Source organism: Bifidobacterium phasiani (genome assembly GCF_019331775.1).
Classification (GTDB): Bacteria; Actinomycetota; Actinomycetes; order Actinomycetales; family Bifidobacteriaceae; genus Bifidobacterium; species Bifidobacterium phasiani.
On record NZ_JAHBBD010000020.1, the window covers coordinates 12885 to 28521 of the forward strand.

8 protein-coding genes are annotated in these 15637 nt (G+C 68.8%); 5 read left to right on the forward strand and 3 right to left on the reverse strand.

From position 1 onward, the window contains the following. Positions 1 to 641: 641 nt before the first annotated feature. From KIH73_RS08335 to murA, 4 genes are all read left to right on the forward strand, one after another. A complete protein-coding gene (locus tag KIH73_RS08335; RefSeq protein WP_219082430.1) occupies positions 642 to 6251 on the forward strand; it encodes a Spy0128 family protein in 5610 nt (1869 codons plus the stop codon). A 524-nt stretch (positions 6252 to 6775) separates the two neighbouring features. Further along, complete coding sequence (locus KIH73_RS11230) at positions 6776 to 7906, forward strand: beta/alpha barrel domain-containing protein (RefSeq protein WP_420830226.1); 1131 nt, start codon at positions 6776 to 6778, stop codon at positions 7904 to 7906. Positions 7907 to 8148: 242 nt separating this feature from the next. Beyond that, positions 8149 to 8640 carry an Rrf2 family transcriptional regulator gene (locus tag KIH73_RS08345; RefSeq protein WP_219082435.1) on the forward strand — a complete coding sequence of 164 codons (492 nt, stop codon included), beginning with the start codon at positions 8149 to 8151 and terminating at the stop codon, positions 8638 to 8640. A 364-nt stretch (positions 8641 to 9004) separates the two neighbouring features. Then, positions 9005 to 10330, forward strand: a complete 1326-nt coding sequence (murA, locus tag KIH73_RS08350) for a UDP-N-acetylglucosamine 1-carboxyvinyltransferase (RefSeq protein ID WP_219082438.1) — start codon at positions 9005 to 9007, stop codon at positions 10328 to 10330. A gap of 300 nt (positions 10331 to 10630) precedes the next feature. On the opposite strand, the gene KIH73_RS08355 is transcribed toward murA, so the two are convergent. From KIH73_RS08355 to KIH73_RS08365, 3 genes are all read right to left on the reverse strand, one after another. After that, positions 10631 to 11485 (reverse strand): endonuclease domain-containing protein, encoded by an 855-nt coding sequence (locus tag KIH73_RS08355; protein ID WP_219082440.1) that lies wholly within the window; start codon positions 11483 to 11485, stop codon positions 10631 to 10633. 467 nt (positions 11486 to 11952) lie between these two features. Beyond that, positions 11953 to 13410 carry an MFS transporter gene (locus KIH73_RS08360; RefSeq protein WP_219082442.1) on the reverse strand — a complete coding sequence of 486 codons (1458 nt, stop codon included), beginning with the start codon at positions 13408 to 13410 and terminating at the stop codon, positions 11953 to 11955. Between the two features lie 400 nt (positions 13411 to 13810). Next, positions 13811 to 14467 (reverse strand): TetR/AcrR family transcriptional regulator, encoded by a 657-nt coding sequence (locus KIH73_RS08365; RefSeq protein ID WP_219082444.1) that lies wholly within the window; start codon positions 14465 to 14467, stop codon positions 13811 to 13813. 236 nt (positions 14468 to 14703) lie between these two features. Between KIH73_RS08365 and KIH73_RS08370 the strand changes: the two genes are divergently transcribed. Beyond that, positions 14704 to 15588: a lysophospholipid acyltransferase family protein gene (locus KIH73_RS08370; RefSeq protein WP_219082446.1), complete on the forward strand. Its 885-nt coding sequence runs from the start codon at positions 14704 to 14706 to the stop codon at positions 15586 to 15588. The last annotated feature ends 49 nt before the right edge of the window (positions 15589 to 15637 follow it).

Consider the following 15637-nt stretch of genomic DNA (forward strand, 5'->3'; position numbering starts at 1 on the left):
GACGGTGGTCGGCGGCGTTCCGGTGGCGTCTCGTGCGGCGTTTCGTGCGGCGGTACCGGATGCGTCGTGCGCATGGTGCGTGTCTGTGGTGCCGATCACGCCGGGTGCTTCGGTCGTGCCGTGCGCATGGTGCGTGTCTGTGGTGCCGGTCGTGCCGGATGCGTCGGTCATGCCGGGCACATTGTGTGCGTCGGCGGAGCCGGTTGTGCCGGATGTGTCGGACGCGCGGTGACGTGGGGTTCGTCGATGGGTGCGCGGCTTCCGGCGGTGCGTCGGCGGCGTCTCGCTCGACGGCGTAGGCGGCGTGACGGTGTGCGGCGGCGTGGTGCGTGGTCACCGGGCCGACGTCGATGTCCGTCGCGGCAGAGTGGCGTCCGGTGGCGGGGCGCGCGGCGTCCGGCGGCAGGTCGCCAAGGCCTTGCCGGAGTGGTGCGGTGGCATGTGACGGGGGTTTGTGATGGGGTGATCGCACCGCGTGTGGGAAGTCCGAATAATGGACGGGGAATGCTGCCATTCATTCGTTTCTTCGATTCATTCATTCGCCGTTGTGTGAGAAAACCGCGACCTGGAACGAGAGCATTAAGGGGGGTTCTTTAATATTGCACGTTGCTCAGTGTCGCTTTGTGGAGAAGGAGCATGCAATGGCGTCGATAACCGGTCAACACCGGCGGAAGGGATTCGCCGGAGGCCTGCATATCGTGGTCGCGTTCGTCATCGCGCTGGCGATGGTCGTGTCCGGCGCGGTGACGTCGGTGGCGCAGGCCGCGATCGCCGACTACACCGTGCAGGGCGTGTCGCCGCGCGGCACGACGATCAACGTGTTCGATTATTGGATCGATTCGCGTGACGCGAATGATCAGGGCAACCCGAGCAACTGGCAGAATCGCGGCATCAATGCGGGTCATGCGCTGAAGTTCGGCCAGGGCATGGGCACGACCGAAGATGAGAACGTGGTCAATAGCACCACCGTGAATCATTGGACCGGTGACGCCGCGCCGCGCCAAGGCATCGTGTCCGCCGAACTGGGCGAGGACGGCTATCCGGCGCTGAGCGGTGTCGGCCAGGGGAATCAATCCATCGGCACCGAGTCGCTGGCGTATCTGTTCAACAGTTCGTCGGGCGATGGCAAGGCCGCGTACACGGATGTGGACGGTCTGCTGCAGGTGGACGGCCAGGGTTATTACTACTACAACAGTCAGCGGAACTTCGCCGAGTTCGACGATGATGGCAGCGGCAGCGGATCGTTCACGCTGTACAACACCTGGGGCGTCACCGCCGCCGGCAGTTCGCCCAACGGTCAGTTCTTCCCGTTCAACACCGGAGCCCAGGTGTTCGATGAGGCGAACGGGGAGCTCGACCGGAAAGGCACCAAGTCGACGGACTCGGTGGTCAACCATTATTTCGGTCTGTCGATGTCGACGCGGTTCGTGCAGCAGTACGGCGGGCATACCGATGAAGAGCGGGATACGCCGGTGACGTACAACTTCTCCGGTGACGACGATGTGTGGGTGTTCATCGACGGCGTGCTGGTCGGCGATCTGGGCGGCATCCACGACAAGACGTCGCTGGAGATCAACTTCGCCACGGGCCGCGTGTACGTGTACGCCGACGCGAACAACAACAACCAGTACGACCAGGGCGAAACCGTGTACAACGGCAGCAACGGCAACGGCCAGACCCTGGCCGACATCATGACGGCGGCCGGCGTGACGAGCGGTCTGGATGGCGATACGCTGGCCGACGACACGTACCACACGCTGGATTTCTTCTATCTCGAGCGCGGCAACACGGATTCGAACATGTCGTTGAAGTACAACCTGGTGAACATCCCGGAGTCGGGCGTGCTCAAGGTCGACCAGAGCGGCCGGACCATCGAGGGTGTGGGCTTCGAGCTATATCCGACTGGTGCCGATTACGCCGTGGATGAGAACGGGGCGTATTACACGGGTTCGACGGATGCGAACGGCGAACTGGTGTTCACCACGACCGAGGGGTCGGGCGACGGTAGTCCGATGCCGGTTACGCTGGAGCAGCTGGAGGCCATCAGCTCGTACTGGGTGTTGCGGGAGACCGATGTGCCCGAGGGGTACCGGAACCCGGGCGACATCCAGCTGCGCTTCGAGGATGGCGTGTTGTTGTCGAGCAATGCGTGGTCGACGGGCGCGTGGTCGCAGCCGCACGTGACCGCGACGGCGACCGACACCGTGTACAAGTACGGTGACGACAGCACGTTCTTCGAGGACAGCTCCGGCACGATGTTCGCGGTGGTCCTGCAGAAGCAGGACGACGGCAGCTGGGCCCCGGTGTCGGGCGACGCGATGAGCGGCTGGACCGTGGGCGCGAGCCTGAACGACGATACCGAGATTTCCGAGTCGCTACTGGCTGCGGCGAAGGCAGATCCGTACCCGTTTGTGCTGGGTTCGGGCGGCGCGTACGAGGTGGACATCGAGGACCTGCCGGGCGACATCACGACCTACGCGTACATGCTCCGGCAGAACGGCGGCGACGCGAACGCCGCGAAGTACACGGTCGCCTACTACCGCACGGGCGCGGACTCGCTCGCCGGCGCGACGGCCGGCAACACGGTGCGTCTGGACCCGGACCACGGCGACAACGGCGGTTTCGACCGTGTGTTCTCGGTGACGTTGAACGTCGCGAACATCAAGAACGAACTGTCCCTGGTCAAGACCGACGCCGAGTCCGGCGAACCGATCGAAGGCGTGACGTTCAAGCTTTACCAGGATGCGGACGGCGACGGCGTGCCCGACGTGTCCGGTGGGGGAGCCGGAGCCGAACCCATCAGCACGCTGGCCACCGACAGTAACGGCACGCTGCAGGTCTACAGCGATGCGGACGCGCAGATCCTCGCGAACGGCCGGTACGTGCTGGTGGAGACCGCGCCCGACGGGTACGTGGACGAACACACGACGATCCGGATCGTGGTGGACAATTCCGGCGTGTACGCGGACGCGGGCAATGCGAATGACAACGTGACTGTGGAGACGAGCGTCGGCTCGCTGGTGGCGGGCATGCGCGGCTTCGCCGCGGACGACGACGTGGACGCGACCCTGCATGATGTGCAGGCGCAGCCGCAGACCGCCACCAACCTTCCCTCGTTGGAAGCGCAGGCGTCGTGGGGGAATGTTGACGGCACCGCAGCCATCCACTACCACTACGATTCCGCTTCCGGTCTGGCCTATCAGCCGACCGACGAGAGCGTCGTCAGCTACACGGCCCTCTCCGGCTGGTCGCGTTTGGACATCACGCAGTGCACCGACGAGCACGACGAGGACAGCGGCGCGCTGGGCGAGGCCGGCAACAAGCAGGATTTGGAAGGTCAGAGCCTGAACGCCCTGTTCACCGGCGCCGTGACCATCCACGTGACCAACCGCAAGGACCGCACGCCGGCCACGCTGGGCGGCGACACCGCCCTGCTGGTCCAGAAGACCGTGACCGGCGCGAACACCGACGTCGACTTCGCGTTCTCGCTGACGCTGAAGTCGGGCGACCCCGAAGCCGTGTTCAAGGGCGATGCCGCCACGGCCGCGGCCGGCAACGTCAACGACCGGTTCGGCGACGGCATGTCCGTGACGATGGCCGACCCGTGGGCCGCCGGCGACTCGCGGACCGCCTCGTTCGGCGACATCGCCTTCACCGAGGCCGGCACCTACGTGTTCGAGGTCAAGGAGACCACCGAGGACCCCGATCCGACGAACGGGTGGACGTACGACAATGACAGCGCGCGCACCATCACGGTGACGGTCGGCGTCGATGAAACGGGCGGCCTCGAGGTGACCGACGTCACGTACGACAACGCGAACGCCCGCACCGAGGCCGACCAGGCCGTCACCGACGCCGCGGCGTTCACCAACAGCTACGCCACCGGCTCCATCGACTACGGCGCGCTGGTCGACCTGCAGATCACCAAGACGCTGAACGGCCGCGACATGACCAAGGGCCAGTTCATCTTCACGGTGACGCCGAACGCGACCGAAACGGCCACGGCCAAGGACGCCGCCGACAAGCTCGGCATCGACGAGTCCGGCGCCACGGTCGACACGCCCGCCGCCGAGGACGGCGCGACCGCCGCCGTCTCGCTGCTCAACGGCAAGACCGTCACGTTCACGCAGGCCGACGCCGGCAAGACCTTCTCGTACATGGTCAAGGAGAACGCCCCGGAGTCCGACGCAGACGGCTACACCTACGACCGCGACGTCTACACCGTCGAGATCGCGGTGCGCGACAACGGCGACGGCACGCTGTCCGCCGTAACCACCGTGTCGAACGGCGGCGGCTACACGCAGTCGCAGACCGTCAGCAGCGGCGCCGCGTCGACCGTGCGTGCCACGCTCACCATCCCGTTCGTGAACTCCTACGAGGCCACGACCGATCGTGAGGACGGCTCGTCCGGCGCCGCCGCCGTGTCCGCGACCAAGTCGCTGACCGGCCGCGACCTGCAGGCCGGCGAGTTCTCGTTCGCCGTCGCCCCGCGCACCGCGAACGGCCTGCTCGACCCGGTCGCCACCGCGACCAACGCCGCCGACGGCACCGTCGACTTCGGCGGCCTCGGCTACACCACCGCGGATACGGGCACGGCCACGCTGGTCTCGCTGCCGCAGGCGGTCGCCGGCGGCTATGCGAGCGAGGGCGTGAACGCCGGCGGCAAGCGCACGTGGACGGTGCAGTACACCGCCTACGAGGCGACCGACAGCCTGCCCGCCGGCGTGAGCGCGAACGCGAGAAGCGTCGACTTCACGGTCACGGTCGTGGACAACGGCGACGGCACGCTGAGCGCCACCGCCGACCTGCCGGAGGGCGGCATCGCGTTCACGAACACGTACTCCACCGGCGACGCGCCGGTGAGCGTGACCCCGTCCGGCAGCAAGTCGTTCGTCTACGCCGACGGCGAGGCCGCGGACCCCGACTTCGAGGGCCGGTTCACGTTCACGCTGTCCTCGGACGACCCGACCGCGCCGATGCCGACCGGCGACGGCGCCACCGCGACCAATGACGCGAACGGCAACGTGACGTTCGGCGCCATCGCATTCGGCCTCGACGACCTTGCCGGCGTCGAGACCGCCGCCGACGGCTCCCGGTCGAAGACCTTCACGTACACCGTGACCGAATCCGGCTCCGTCGACTCGGTGACGAACGACGCGACCGCGACCAGGACGTTCACGATCACGCTGACGGACGACGGGCAGGGCCACCTGACCGCCGTCGCCGACCCGGCCAGCGGCCCGCTGTTCGCGTTCACGAACACCTACACGCCCGGCGGCGAGAGCAGCCCGACCGGCGAGGGCGGCGTGAGCGTCACCAAGACGCTCACCGGCCGCGACCTCAAGGACGGCGAGTTCTCGTTCACGATGACCGGCGTCAGCGATAACGCGCAGGGCATGACCGCCACCGGCACGAACGACGCGGACGGTACCGTGACGTTCGGCACGGTCAGCTTCGACGCGCCCGGCACGTATACGTTCGCCATCGCCGAGGACCACACCGGCGAGACCTTCGACGGCGTGACCTATGACCGGACCACGTACACGGCCACCGCGGAGGTCACCGACAACGGCGACGGCACGCTGGCGGTCGCATGGAGCCTGAGCGATGCGGACGGCGACCCCGTCGACGCGGTCACGTTCGAGAACGCCTACCGCGCCACGATGGCGACGCCGGTGACGCTCGGCGCCACCAAGATGCTGTCCGGCGCCGAACTGACCGACGGCCGGTTCACGTTCCAGCTGACCGGCGCCGACGCGGACACCCCGATGCCGGCCGGCGCGGCCGACGGCGCGGCCACCGCGACGAACGCGGCCGACGGCACGGTGAGCTTCGGCGGCATCGCCTACACCGCCGCCGGCACCTATACCTACACGCTCGCCGAGGTCGATGACGGGCAGGACGGCGTGACCTACGACGACACCTCCTACACGGTCACCGTCACCGTGACGGACGACGGCGACGGTACGCTGAGCGCCGCTGTCGACTACGGCGACGCGGACGGTGCGACGTTCGACAACGTCTACACCGCGCCGAGCGATCCGGGCGAGTCCGGTGAGCCTGGTGACTCTGGTGACGAGGGCGACGGCGGTGCAACGGACGACGGCGGGTCCGCCGCGGAGTCCGGCGGCGACGGCGTGCTGACGCAGACCGGCGCGGCCGTGCTCGGCGTCGCGGCCGCGATCGTGGCGCTCGTCGCGATCGCCGGGGTGCTGCTGGCGGTTCGCCGCCGTGCCTCGGGGCGCCGCTGATAGCGGCGCGGCGGTCGGACTGGACTGTTGAGCGTTCGGCCGGGTGCCCGTGACGCACATTGTGCGTGGCGTGGCATCCGGCCGGGCGGCTGGGATGGGCCGGATCGCCGAGTGTTTGGTCGGGCGCCCGTGATGCACATTGTGCGTGGCGTGGCACCCGGCCGCATGTTCGTGGCGTTCCCGGCCGTGTGATGCGGCCGCGTGACGGTCGCGGCGCCGTGCGTATCGCCGGGATGTGAGAGGATACCAGCAAGGGCGCGTCCGAAGCGCGGCGGCCGACCGGCGGCACGGCGCGGTCGCGGCGCCCGACGGCATTGCACACAATCAGGGAGTCGACAGTGAGCCAGGCGAACCAGCAATTCGAACCGTTCTACGACGTGAACCGCACCTACGACGACAACTACGCGCAGGGGCCGTTCGGCGCGTTCGCCGACGCCCTGCGCGCGCCGGACTCCGCCGAATCCGTCGTGGCGGACGGCGATGGCGCCGCGTCTGCCGCAGCCCGCAGCGCCGTCGCGTCTGCCATAACCGATGGCGCCGTCGCATCCGCCACCTCCACCGCCCGCCCGCGTGAGTCCTTCCTGGGCTTCGACGTCGATCTGCCGTTCGGCATCCCCGCCGGACCGCTACTCAACGAGCGCTTCACGACCGCCGCGTTCCGCATGGGCTTCGACCTGGCCGTCTACAAAACCGTGCGCTCGCGGGCGTGGGGCTGCAACCCGTTCCCGAACGTGCTCGCCGTCCACCCGCGTTCGGCCGACGGCGCGCTGACGCCCGGCAGCCCCGAACTCGACGAGGGCGTGCTCGCCGACACCCGCTACGACAGCCCCATCTCGATCTCCAACTCCTTCGGCGTGCCCTCGCGCGACCCGGACGTCTGGCAGCCGGACATGCGGGCCGCCATCGCCGCCGCCGGCCCCGGACAGCTGCTGGTCCCCAGCTTCCAGGGCTCGCGCGTCGCGGGCATGAGCACCGACGACTACATCGCCGACCACGTCGCCACCGCCCGGCTGGTGTGCGAGACGGGCGCGCGGCTCATGGAGATGAACACCAGCTGTCCGAACGAGGGGCACAACCGCCTGCTGTGCCACGACCCGCATCTGGTCGCCCGGATCTGCGAGGCCGTCAAGGGCGAGATCGGCGACCGGCCGCTGATGATCAAGCTCGCCTACATCCCGCCGACGGCGACGGAGCCGCACCCGTGGTCGGACCGGTCCGCCGGCGCCGGCGCCGCTCCGGCCGGCCGCGGCCGCGAACGCTACACCTACGCCCATGTCGTCGACGACGCGGCGCTCGAGCTGATGGTGCGCGAGACCGCCGGCCGCGGTACGGTGCAGGCCATCGCCGCGATCAACACGATCTCGGCGCGGCTGGTCGACGCGGACGGCAACCAGGCGCTGCCGGGCGCGGGCCGTGAGCGCAGCGGCGTGTGCGGCAACGCGATCCGCCATGCGGGCCTCGACATGGTGGCGCGCCTCGCGGCGATCCGCGAGCGGCTCGGGCTGGACTTCGCGATCGTGGGCGTCGGCGGCGTGGTGGCGCCGGCCGACTACGCGGCGTACCGCGCGGCCGGCGCCGACGCGGTGATGAGCGCGACCGGCGCGATGTGGGACGCGCATCTGGCGCGGCGCATCAAGGTGGCCGACATCCGGTGATGTTACACTTGCTGTAACAACGAAAGGCGTGTCGGCGAAGGACGGTGGCCGTGTCGGTGCCGGCGCGTCGGCATGCGGTCGCTTGTGGCACGGTCGTGCCGGCATGGCGTGGCGCGCCGCGGGGCGGTACGGTCGCATCGCCGGTTCGTCGCGGCGCGATGCGGCGGGAACGTGCGGTCGGTGCGGCCGGGCGCGACGCGGAACAGACGGAATACAGGCGAAACAAGGTAAGGAGCATATACATGCGTGCGTCATCGCGGTTCGCGGTCGGTGTGCATACGATGCTGTGCATCGCGCGGTTCGGGGCGACGGGCAAGGTCACCTCGCAGACGGTGGCGGCGAGCACCGGGCAGAACCCGGTGGTCATCCGCCGATCGTTCGGCCAGCTCAAGCAGGGCGGGCTCATCCACGTCGAGCGCGGCACCGGCGGCGCGACCTTCGCCAGGAACCCCGCCGACATCACCCTGCTCGACGTGTTCCGCGCCACCGAGGGCGAGGACGGCGAGTTCTTCGGCTTCCACGAGAATCCGAACCCGCAGTGCCCGGTCGGACGCAACATCCACGCGGTGCTCGACCCGGAGATGCAGGCCGCGATGCGCGCGTTCGAGCGGCGGCTGGAGGCCGTCACCGTGCGGGACCTCGTCGACCGGCTGGACGACCTCGTCGCCAACGAATCGAATGCCGCGCCGACGGCCGCGCCGGACGCTGCGCCATCCGCCGCGCCGGCCGTCTGAGACGCCGCGGAGGCCGCCGGTCTGTCGGGCCGGCAACCGGTCGGCATCGCCTTCCGGTCGGTGCCGCGCTGGCCGTCGGGGCGGTCCCGTTTCCTGACCGATGCGCCTGCCGGGCCGTGAGCGGCCGCGGAACACAGGCCCCCCGACGCGCACCCGACGATGCCCCCGAGCTTGCACCCGACGCGCCGGCCGCCCGGTCGCCCGTCGTGCGCGCCGCCGGTACGCACGGCAGGCTAATGTCATAGGCGCGGGCGTTTCGGCCCGCGGCGCATTTCACCGGGTCGCCACATGCGGTGTGGCAGACTGAAAGATGTCGCATCATGCCGACGCGAGTAGGACCGAGGACAGGAAAAGGGGTTGTGGCGTGGCCGAGAACAACGATGACGTGCTGCATGTCGAGGGCGGCAAGCCGCTGAACGGCACCATCAAGGTGCGTGGCGCAAAGAACTTCGTCAGCAAGGCGATGGTCGCCGCGCTGCTGGCTCCGGGCACCTCGGTGCTCAAGAACGTGCCCGAGATCCGGGACGTGCATGTCGTCTCCGACCTGCTGCGCCTGCACGGCGTGAACGTGGACGTCAACGGCGACAAGGGCGTCGTGACCATCGACGCCACGCACGTCGAGATGCCCGACGTGGCCGACGTCGACACCCTCGCCGGCTCCTCGCGCATCCCGATCCTGTTCTCCGGCCCGCTGCTGCACCGCCTCGGCGAGGCGTTCATCCCGGCGCTCGGCGGCTGCAACATCGGCGGCCGGCCCATCGACTTCCACCTCGAGACCCTGCGCAAGCTCGGCGCGAACGTCGACAAGGAGCACGCCGACGGCATCCACATCACCGCGCCGAACGGCCTCAAGGGCGCGAAGATCCATCTGCCGTACCCGTCGGTCGGCGCGACCGAGCAGACGCTGCTCGCCGCCGTGCTCGCCGAGGGCAAGACCGAGCTGTCCGGCGCCGCCACCGAGCCCGAGATCATGGACCTCGTGGCCGTGCTGCAGAAGATGGGCGCCATCATCTCCGTGGACGTCGACCGCACGTTCCGCATCGAGGGCGTCAAGGAGCTCAAGGGCTACACGCACACCGCGCTGACCGACCGCATCGAGGCCGCCAGCTGGGCGTCGGCCGCGCTCGCCACGCACGGCGACATCTTCGTCAAGGGCGCCACCCAGCCCGAGATGATGACCTTCCTCAACGTGTTCCGCAAGATCGGCGGCGAGTTCGACGTCACCGACAAGGGCATCCGCTTCTGGCACCCGGGCGGCGACCTCAAGCCCGTCGCCATCGAGACCGACGTGCACCCCGGCTTCATGACCGACTGGCAGCAGCCGCTCGTCGTCGCGCTCACCCAGGCCAAAGGCCTGTCGATCGTGCACGAGACCGTGTACGAGAACCGCTTCGGTTTCACCAAGCCGCTGGTCGAGATGGGCGCCACCGTGCAGCTGTACCGCGAATGCCTCGGCTCGCTGCCCTGCCGCTTCCAGCAGCGCAACTACAAGCATTCGGCCGTCATCTTCGGCCCCACGCCGCTGACCGGCCGCGATATCGACGTGCCGGACCTGCGCGGCGGGTTCAGCCACCTGATCGCGGCGCTCGCCGCGTCGGGCCCCTCCGACGTGCACGGCATCTCGCTGATCGACCGCGGCTACGCCGACTTCCGCGGCAAGCTCGCCGCCCTCGGCGCCGACATCGACTGATCGGGTTCCGCCGTCGGCCGGTCGGCCGAGAAGGCGCACGCAATCCGCAGGACCGTGCTCACGGCTGCGCCACATGGGGCCGCCGGGGCACGGTCCTGCGACGCTATGGAGCCATGTCCTGACGGTTTGCCGCATTCGTATGCAGCCGGCCTTTTGCCCGGTGCGGTTGCTCGTGTCGGAGCTGTGCTCCCGACACGATTTTCGGCCATATCGGGCATGGCCGTCACCGGTTCGCATGGTGGGTGCCGTCCACATGACAAGGCGCGCATCGGTCGGAGGCGGGCGTCGGTTTCCCGCGGGTCACCAGCTTGTATGGCCGTACGTCAGAATGCTGCGGCGGCCCTGGCCCAGCGTCCGCGCCGTCATCATGGCGAAATCCTCAAGCGTCCCGTCCGACGCGAAATCCTGCTTGGTCGCGACGAGCACCTTCCATCCGAGGTGCTGCAGGCGGTTGCGCTTATGCAGATCGCTGCGCCAGCGGGATTTGTCGTAGTGGTATTCGCCGTCGTATTCGATGGCGATGCGTTCTTCGACGTACGCCATGTCAACCAGCCATTCGGTGTCCTCCTCGATGTCGGCGACCGCGTGGTTCACCGCCGGTGTCCGGAGTCCGAAATCGACGAGCGCAAGCCTGAGCCTTGTCTCCTGCGGGGAGTCCGTGTCCTCGACGCTTCGCCGGAACGCGTCCCGGCACCGGGCGACGCCGGTGAAACGGCCCAGTCCGGCGATGTAGTCGCCGAGTTCGCTATGGGTGCATTGGCGGAGTTCCGGGTTGTGGCAGGTCAGCCAGTCCATGGCCATGGTCAGCGAGTCCCGGCTGGTGAACTGCGCCATCTGGCAGATGGCCTGCTGGGGCGTGACCGCGGTGACCAGCTCATCCGGACCGGCGGCGTAGCTCATCTCCTGGCGCCATACGTGGTGCTGCACGCCGGCGAGTCGTGATTTGTGCTTCGCGGAGGGAATCGTGACATGAAGCTGGTTCGTATCCAGCGAGGTTTCGAGCGCGACGGTCATGCCGGCCAGCCTCAGCGCGGTGATGTGGCTGAACACCAAGGGGCGTTTGGTGCGGGCGGCGGCCTTCCTGCAGGCGGCCTGCGTCGTGCGGGCGACCCCCATGGCCTCGTCAAGGGTGAAGAATGTGTTTGTCCCAACCATGAGACGAAGGTGTCCGATGTTGCTGGGTGTTTGCTGGGTGGCGTGTCCGACGGATATCGATTGCCTGATTGATTGTGCGGCGCCTGTTCGCGTGGGGCTCGGTTCCGTAGGCACGTTATGGCTTCCGTAGGCACTCCTCGCGGCGGAACCGGCATGTGCGCTGGCGGAATTCCAATGTTCCGGCGTTGGGGTCTTCCGGAACCGGTGCCTACGGAAGCCATAACGTGCCTACTGAATCCGGCGAGGGGCCAATCGGTCTTCGAAGCGATGGAACGGCATGAGCCGATGGGGGCGAGGCGTCGCAGGAGACTCCGCGTCGTATCGGCATGCCGCGGATGCCGCGCGATCGGCGCCTGGTTCCTGATTGGCATGGCATTCGTTCCTGAGCGCCATGGCCCGGATTCCGAATATTCACAGCCGAGATTCCCGATGCGCACAAGACCGCCGCATCCCGCATGCGCAGCCGCCTACCGGTCGAATCGGCCGAGCATCGGCGCCGTCACGACGGACAGCGCCAGGATCGCCGCCGCGGTGCCCAACAGGATCCACGCCGGCGCCGCGACGTCGAACAGCCATCCGTACAGCATCTGCCCGAGCGGCTGGGCGCAGGTGGCGAAGCTCGCCACCAGGGCCATCACCTTGCCGGTCATCGCCTCGGGCGTGCGCATCTGGATGGCCGGAATGGCGATGATGTTGGCGAAGCCGCAGACGCACGTCGTCGCGCAGCACGAGGCGACCAGCACGGCAAGCCGCGCCCACGGGCCGAGCGGCAGCAGGAACGCCGCGCCCGCCGGCACCAGGGTGACGCCGATGAGCGTCAGCACGGCGGGCAGCCGGCCGAGGTCCAGCCGCGCGGCGGCCAGCCCGGCGAGCATGGCGCCGGCCAGGGACGCCACGCCGACGACGCCCTCGCACGCCCCGTACGCCGTGGCGTCGAATCCGAGCGTCGAGCGGATGATCACCGGGAATCCCACGGCCGAGTACCCCACCATGAAGAAGTTCAGCGCGACCGACAGCACCATGAGCCTGAGGATGTTCGGGCGCTCGCGGGTCAGGAAGCGCAGGGCGAGCCGCATGTCCTCGACCGGCGACGGAATGGCGCGCGCGTCGGAGGTCGTGCGGGTGCCGCCGGCCGTCGTCGCGTCCGTCTCCGCGCCGGCGGTGCGCCGCGGCGCGTCGAGCCTGATGAGGCACTCCAGCGCCGCGGTGCCGAGGAAGCACGCCGTGGTGATCGCCATCATCGGGCCGATGCCGACCAGGCCGTACAGCACGCCGCCGATGAAGTACGGCAGCAGCGACGACAGCTGCTGGATCTGGTTGATGACCGCCATGCCGCGCCGCAGCGTCGTTTCGCTTTCGCCGCGCAGGATCTGCGGCAGCGCGGCCTGTACGATGGGCGTCTCGAACGCGCCCAGCACCGCCAGCGCGACCATGAGCGCGCCGACGCCGGCGAAGCTGAACCCGCCGTTCGGGTCGCCGGCGGGTTCACGGGCCGTCGCGATCCCGAAGAATCCGGCGACCCCGGCGCGCGTGGCGAACCAGGCCATGGCCGCGAGCACGAGGACGCCGGAGCAGGCGTCCAGTCCGACCATCAGCGTGCGGCGGTTGATGCGGTCGGCCAGAACACCGCCGAACGGGGAGAGCAGAATCGTGGGGATGACGGACAGCGCGAGCAGCGAGGCGAACGCGGTGGCCGACCCGGTGGCGTCGAGCACCCACATCGACATCGCGAATCGCAGCATCGTGCCGCCGAACAGCGAGCATCCCTGGCCTGCGACGAGCAGCAGGAAGTTGCGGCCCAGCAGCGCCGAGCGGCGGCGCGGCGGCTGCGGTGCCGGTGCGGTCGTCGATGCGGATGCGGCCGGTGGCGCGGGTGCGACTGCGGGTGTGGTGTGGGCTTGGCGATTGCTGGTGGGAGCGGTCATGATGGCCTCCTTGTCTGGCGATCGGTGACTTTTATGCATACCGACCGACGGTATGAAAAATTGGGTATAGTGCGCCGCGGATGCGGTGCGATGCGGGTGGGGAGGGTCGGGCATCGTGCGGTGCGATGCGGGTGTGGCAGGTCGGACATCGCGCGGTGCGAGTGGCGGTCGTGCGATGCGTGATGGTGGGGCGTGATGGTGGGGCAGGGTGCCCATGCTTGGGCGAGGGGCTGCCGTGCGTGGGTGCGTCGGGTGGTATGCCGCAACGCACAATGTGCGTTAGGTCGGCATTTCGGCAATGGCGGAATTCGAGGCGATGACGGAGTCTGGCTGCAACGGCCGGACGGCACAATGTGCGTTGGGGCGCCGTGCGCCGCGCCGCGCCGCCGCCCGCGGCCGGCTACCCGTGTTGCTCGAAGCGCGGCCGGTTGATCTCGCCGACGCCGTGGATCGTGAGCCGGATCATCTCCTCGTCGAGCACGGGCAGTCCGAGCGCGGCGAGCATCGTGGCCACGCACCGCAGCCGCGGCTCGACCTGGTCGGCGCTCGGCGCGTCGCCGACCCAGTAGTTCAGCAGCAGCGAGAACAGCACGGCGGCCTCGTGCGGGTACTCGGTCGTGATCGACCCGTCCTCGACGCCCTGGCGGATGATGCGCTCGATCCATTCGGCGATGGTGGTCTGCCACCATTCGAGGTTGTGCGCCAGCGTGGTCGGGTCCTCGAGGAACTGCGCGCTCTCCCGGTTCGTGGCCAGGTGCGCGTCGTCGGTGGTCGAGGCCCGGATCAGCTCGCGCAGCTTCTCCAGGCCGGTGATGTCGGTGCGGTCGAGCATCTCGTTCGCCATCTTCCAGTGGGCGTTCCAGTCGTCCTCGGTGAGGGCCTCGAGGATCGCCTCCTTGTTGCTGAAGTGGTGGTAGATCGCGCCTTTGGACAGGTCGCCGAGCTCGTCGAGGATGTCCTGGATCGTCGTGTTCGCGTAGCCGCGCTCGGCGAACAGCCTCTGCGCGGCCTCCAGGATGCGTCGGCGGGTGGCCTCCGGATGGGCGTTGCGTGCCATGGCGCTCCTTTCGTCGTCGCCGGTGGTGTCACTGGACCGGTGTCGCCGGTCCGGCATCTGTCGCCGGGCCGGCATTGCCCGGCTGCGGTGTTGCCTGCAGTATATACATACCGTCGGTCGGTATGCAAGTAACTGAGGTTTCGCGCGTCGCCTTGCGGCGGTCCGGGGTGCGCCCCGTGCCGGCGCAGCCTCGGGAGCGCCGCGGAAGTCGGGGGGAGTGGGGCACAATAAGACGCATGGCATCGAAAGGAAAACCCTCACCGCGCTCGTCCGTCCGCCCGCTCAGCGATGAGCAGGTCGCCCGCCTGGACGCGAGGCACCGTCTCGTGGATCCCACGCGCTACTATCCGACCGGCCCGCGCACTCCCAACACCGCGGAGATCAACGCGCAGAACCCCAAGGCCACCGAACGCCTGCTCGAGGGCGTCTCCAAGGTGCTGCGCAACCGCAGCAAGGTCCGGGCATGGGGGCTGGAGCACGTGCCCGAGACCGGCACCTTCATCACCGCCGCCTCGCACGTGACGATGTATGACGTGTTCGTGCCGATGATGAGCCTGTTCCACATGGGCCGCCGTCCGCGCTACATGGCCAAGGCCGAGATGGCGCACTGGCCGCTGATCGGCAAGTGGTTCCGGCTCGTCGGCATGCAGCCGGTCCCGCGCGGCACCGGCCAGGCCCGCGCCATCGAGGAGGAGTCGATCCGGATCGTCACCTCCGGCCGCCCGCTGACCATCTGGCCCGAGGGCACCGTGACCCGCGACCCCAAGAAGTGGGTGATGAGCCTCAAGCCCGGACTCGGGTACATCGCGCTGGAGTCGTCCCGCCGCCTGGGCCGGCAGGTGCCGATCCACTGCGCGGTGACCTGGGGCGCGGCGAGCATCAACCAGTGGTGGCCGTGGCCGCGCAAGAACGTCGTGATGTGCTACGACGCCCGGCTCGACTACGCCGACCTGCTCGCCGACGTCGACTCGTGGGGCGAGGAGCCGCCGGCCGAGGCCGTGGACGAGCTGACGATGCGCGTGCTCAGGCGCATGAACGAGATCATGGCGGAGATCCGAGGCGAGCGGATGCCGCAGGAGGGCTACTGGGACTACCGCACCATGAGCCGCAGGGCGTGGTGAGCGGGAACCGTCCGCCACGCAGAAACGCCGCGCCGGTTCAGGCATGCCT

Excerpts from the sequence above, each read along its gene's own strand:
- KIH73_RS08335 (WP_219082430.1), top strand. The coding sequence starts at position 642 with ATGGCGTCGATAACCGGTCAACACCGGCGGAAGGGATTCGCCGGAGGC.
- KIH73_RS08345 (WP_219082435.1), top strand. The coding sequence starts at position 8,149 with ATGCGTGCGTCATCGCGGTTCGCGGTCGGTGTGCATACGATGCTGTGC.
- KIH73_RS08355 (WP_219082440.1), bottom strand. The coding sequence starts at position 11,485 with ATGGTTGGGACAAACACATTCTTCACCCTTGACGAGGCCATGGGGGTC.
- KIH73_RS08360 (WP_219082442.1), bottom strand. The coding sequence starts at position 13,410 with ATGACCGCTCCCACCAGCAATCGCCAAGCCCACACCACACCCGCAGTC.
- KIH73_RS08365 (WP_219082444.1), bottom strand. The coding sequence starts at position 14,467 with ATGGCACGCAACGCCCATCCGGAGGCCACCCGCCGACGCATCCTGGAG.
- KIH73_RS08370 (WP_219082446.1), top strand. The coding sequence starts at position 14,704 with ATGGCATCGAAAGGAAAACCCTCACCGCGCTCGTCCGTCCGCCCGCTC.